Origin of the sequence: Halobellus sp. Atlit-38R (genome assembly GCF_003665925.1) — an archaeon.
Classification (GTDB): domain Archaea; phylum Halobacteriota; class Halobacteria; order Halobacteriales; family Haloferacaceae; genus Haloquadratum; species Haloquadratum inordinatus.
This window is the reverse complement of the sequence record NZ_QXIJ01000033.1, coordinates 1-3,953: the sequence shown is the minus strand read 5'-3', so window position 1 is coordinate 3,953 and position 3,953 is coordinate 1. Positions and strand designations below refer to the sequence as shown.

The following is a 3,953-nucleotide window of genomic DNA, read 5'->3' as shown; positions in this document are numbered from 1 at the left end:
GGAACGCTGGGCGGCGACCTTCCGGTCGCACGCCCAGCTCATCCTCCACGAACTCGGTGAATACCTTGGCTACTCGCCACCGCCATTGCTGGAGCGGCTGATCGAGGATGCTCAGAAGATCCACCAAAAACGACCGATCTTACAAGAGACGCTCGCTACCGCTACACAACCGAGGTGTGAGTCTTAGCTAAAGACGAATGATCGACCGTGTATGATCACCCACTAGTTGAGTCATAGCATCATTGAGGTGGCTTAAGCGGTATGCTGAGGGGTTGGACGCAAAGAATGACCTAAGCGGGGGAAATCGGGATTATTCGGTTAGCGGTCAGGAGTAATCAGCGGCTCACTCGGTGGCCAAGGCCTCGGTAAGCTCCCGGGCTCGAGCCACCGCCTCATCAGTTTCGGGATCGCCCATCCCGTCAATCTTCGAGAGCAGCTCAACGACCACACCAGCGCGATCGGCAACCACCGCTGAATCGTCAATCGCACGGAGATCGTCGGCGACCGCCTGCGCTTCATCTAACAAGCGACTCGGAGTGCGATCGACCGGCCGCTCGGCCGTGGCCGCAAGACACTGATACAGTTCTGCTTTCGCCTCATCCGGCATTCTAGTGGCATATCGTGGCCGATCCTCGTATACCACCCGGTCGTAGAGGAGTCAACTAGAGTAGCTAACCAACATTCCGCCGAAATCACAGGCGTTTGTTGGTTAGCTACGTATCGTCGTACTTTCGGGCCGGTTGTACCAATACTAGCTCCTCGAAGACGCCAGAAGTCAAGAACGAGTTCTTCAACTGGAGTGGATGCATTCACTAAAGGGTCCAAAATTCCACTCCAAGGCCGAACTATTCTTATCATTCCCCACGAGAGCGCAGACACAATGCCCGAGACGACCCAACCGAGCACCCGGACAGTCCTCCTTGACGTCGCCGGGTTGGGTACAGTCGCACTACTCCTCGTTGGCATTCACTTCCTCTTACCGTCTTCAATCACACAGGCACTCGTCTTCGAGTATGCGAGTTTTCCGAGTTACACCATATTCACAGCAGCCTTCGTGCACGCCTCGAACGCACATCTCTACGGGAATCTCGTTGGCTACGCGCTGACGATCGTGTACGCCTATGCGCTATCCCTCCATAGTCACGGCCTTCGATGGTTCCGCCGTACTGTGCTTGCGTCTATCCTCCTTGTGCCGATCCTCACGAATCTCACGAGCTATATCATCCTCTCGCTACAGTACCCCGAGACAGATCCTGTTTCCCGTGGCTTTTCCGGTGTAGTTGCTGGGTTTGGAGGCGTATTATTGGTCTCGTTGTACCGTGCCCTCCGCGTGAAATACAACGCAGACCTCGCGTGGGCGGTCTCTCTTTCCCTATTTTTGATCTTGATGCAACTACTGGACATCCAGTATCGTGGAGGACTGAGCCTCATTGTGACGGGGCTTGTTGGGTTAGCAATTATCCTCGAATTTGGACGGTATCTCTACGAGCACGACGTCCGATTGCAGAGCCGAGCGGATCTCCGGCGGATCAGCGCGGGGGGGCTGTTGGTCACGCTGGTCGGGATCGTGCTGAGTATTCTGGTGTTAGCACTGTTCCCGCAAGCGAGCTCGCTCGTCGAGGACGGAAACTTCACGAATATCTTTGCACACATTGCTGGGTTCCTGTGGGGGATCGTTGTGGCGGCAGTGTTCGTGTTTCTCGGAGGAGATCGAGCTCCTGGTTGACCCCTGTTCTTTTTACAATGGGCGATGTGGTGACAGATAACAATGGACGACGGGGGCGACGAAGAGGACTCTCTGGACTCGGGATCGACATTTATTGATCGAAGCATCAATACCGGTGATGTGGAAATTTCTCTGTTTGACTCATCAAAGCGCGGTGCTGGAGTATTACTTGCCTTTGTTGTCGGAGTTGCGGTGGCCAAAGGCTCGGTTCCGGTAGAGTTGCAATCGAACCTGAATATGGTTGCGTCGACATCTTCCAATCTCCGTTTAATCGGAATACTGTCCCTCGCACTTGCCGCTGGGAGTATGTACTATATCAAGAGCCGTTATGAAATACAGAAGAAGGAATGATGAGATCCAGGGGGACTCTACGGAAAAGGACTGTGGATGGTAATATCAACCGTCATCTTCAGCGACTCCACAAAATATTAACCGCTGTGTAGTCTATCTTATAAAAGAGAGCCCACAGTCTCGTCCAACTATGACTGATGAAGTAACGATCACCAGAGAGAAGCTAATTCCCCTGGCTCTATTAGAGGCATCTGGACGAGATTTACAGGGCAAAACCCGGCTTCAGAAGTTGGCTTTCCTTCTTGATGAGGAAGAGCTTGGTGACCAGTTTGACGCCTATTCATTCAGAAAATACGATTACGGCCCGTTTTCCAAGCAGCTCCTTGAGGATATCGAGAGCCTCGAAAGGAAAGGTATCGTTGACATCCAAGAGTCACGCACACTTGGGGGTAACAAGCGGTACGACTACGAGCTAACGGCGATGGGCGAAAACGTAATCGAAGAGTTGCTGCAGATGGGCGACGTCGAGGAAGTCTTCGAAGCTGCACAACGGGTGGTTGCCGAATATGGCGAGATGTCGCTCCGTGAGCTGATTGAACACGTGTACGATGCATACCCAGAATACGAGGAAAACAGCGTCTACCAGTACTAATTGTTACTCTTCAGACTCGTCTGAAGTAGGTACTTGATATTGGTCTTCCAGATCTAGAGTCCCATCTGAATCTGTCTCAGCCCCGTCGTCGTCAGATCTTTTCATACCACGATACCATTCAATTAACTCTAGGTATCTATTTTTCAGGCCTCTGGCAATCCAAGCTCTGAAGTCGCGGCCTTTCTGCAGACCGTTCATATATTGTCTGTTAGTCCATCCACGGTCGGAATCGGCCTTCTCTTGATAGGCTTCGATTCTGGAAATGTCCTGTGTATGATGATATGAGAGCCTTCCAAGCTCTGTGAACCTCTCATTTTCGGGGTTGTTTTGACCGTCAATATACGTCTTCCGCGGATCGCTGAGTACGATATCACGATCCCCATTCGAGTTCCCCATCTGCTCGAGCGTTCCAGTTATTTTCTCACCAGAATGGGAGACTATCGTAATTTCATCGCCTCTCGAAATGTGATTGAAGATCTCATCCCACGGTTGCGTCAAATCACGGCGACGTGTGCCGTCTGCATCAATCAAGATATATCGACTACTCCCTACCAGAAGGCCTCCAAAAAGAGCAATTGCGACCTGGGAACCGATAAGATTCGCTGCTTGCAGGATCGAAAGGTTACCCACGCTCTGAACGGTGAGTTCACCAGGAATCGCTATTCCTGAGGCAAGCGAAAGAGACAACTGTAGTCCTGCTTCTCGGAATACAGCCACGACCACTATTGAGCCGAACCCACCGATCGTCATCCATACGAGTTTGGTTAGGCGGGTTGCATCGTCTACCGCGATGTTGGCCCAGAGATATGCCCGGACACCAGCATAGCCCGGAATCAGCAAAAAGAGAAAGAAGGTGAGTTGTCCAGCTACAGAGGTAGACGCCATCTATGGAGTAATTTCTGTCTGGTTGAAAAATATGTTTGGATGCTATTTGGTAACGCTGAGTCTCGAGGCGTAATCCGAATTTAGCTGGTCGATGTTGTAGCCCGATATCGAGAGATCATTGGGATCACGTACGTTCCAGAACCAGATCGTTGGTGACCTTTCAACAACTCCCAGAGATCTCAATCGAAACCACGGACAGCGTGTGTGGTCTCCGTGGATGCAGGATTGTAGGTCTCTGTATTCCCTTTGATCGCATCTATTAGTAGACAATCCATTCGTGTTCGGTTAAGGCTGTACCTCCCGGCTGAAGGCTTGAGCCACCTGTTTGTTCAAGGTAAGGCGTGATTTCTCTGGTTGGCGTGCCTCACGACGCACTATTTCGGGAAGATTCGGTGGCGG

5 protein-coding genes and 1 pseudogene are annotated in these 3,953 nt (G+C 51.7%); 4 read left to right on the top strand and 2 right to left on the bottom strand.

The window, feature by feature from the left end:
* Nucleotides 1–187: pseudogene (locus D3D02_RS17835) on the top strand (IS4 family transposase); the annotation flags it as partial.
* A gap of 156 nt (nt 188–343) precedes the next feature.
* Here D3D02_RS17835 and D3D02_RS17830 read toward each other — a convergent pair.
* Complete coding sequence (locus tag D3D02_RS17830) at nt 344–607, bottom strand: hypothetical protein (RefSeq protein ID WP_121571291.1); 264 nt, start codon at nt 605–607, stop codon at nt 344–346.
* A gap of 273 nt (nt 608–880) precedes the next feature.
* Between D3D02_RS17830 and D3D02_RS17825 the strand changes: the two genes are divergently transcribed.
* From D3D02_RS17825 to D3D02_RS17820, 3 genes are all read left to right on the top strand, one after another.
* Nucleotides 881–1,726 carry a hypothetical protein gene (locus D3D02_RS17825; protein WP_121571290.1) on the top strand — a complete coding sequence of 282 codons (846 nt, stop codon included), beginning with the start codon at nt 881–883 and terminating at the stop codon, nt 1,724–1,726.
* 42 nt (nt 1,727–1,768) lie between these two features.
* Complete coding sequence (locus D3D02_RS20500) at nt 1,769–2,077, top strand: hypothetical protein (RefSeq protein WP_147435688.1); 309 nt, start codon at nt 1,769–1,771, stop codon at nt 2,075–2,077.
* A gap of 130 nt (nt 2,078–2,207) precedes the next feature.
* Nucleotides 2,208–2,669: a hypothetical protein gene (locus tag D3D02_RS17820; protein WP_121571289.1), complete on the top strand. Its 462-nt coding sequence runs from the start codon at nt 2,208–2,210 to the stop codon at nt 2,667–2,669.
* A 3-nt stretch (nt 2,670–2,672) separates the two neighbouring features.
* Here the strand turns inward: D3D02_RS17820 and D3D02_RS17815 are convergent, their stop codons facing one another.
* Entirely contained in the window at nt 2,673–3,554 is an 882-nt protein-coding gene (locus tag D3D02_RS17815) for a DUF6338 family protein (protein WP_121571288.1), read from the bottom strand.
* Nucleotides 3,555–3,953: the final 399 nt, after the last annotated feature.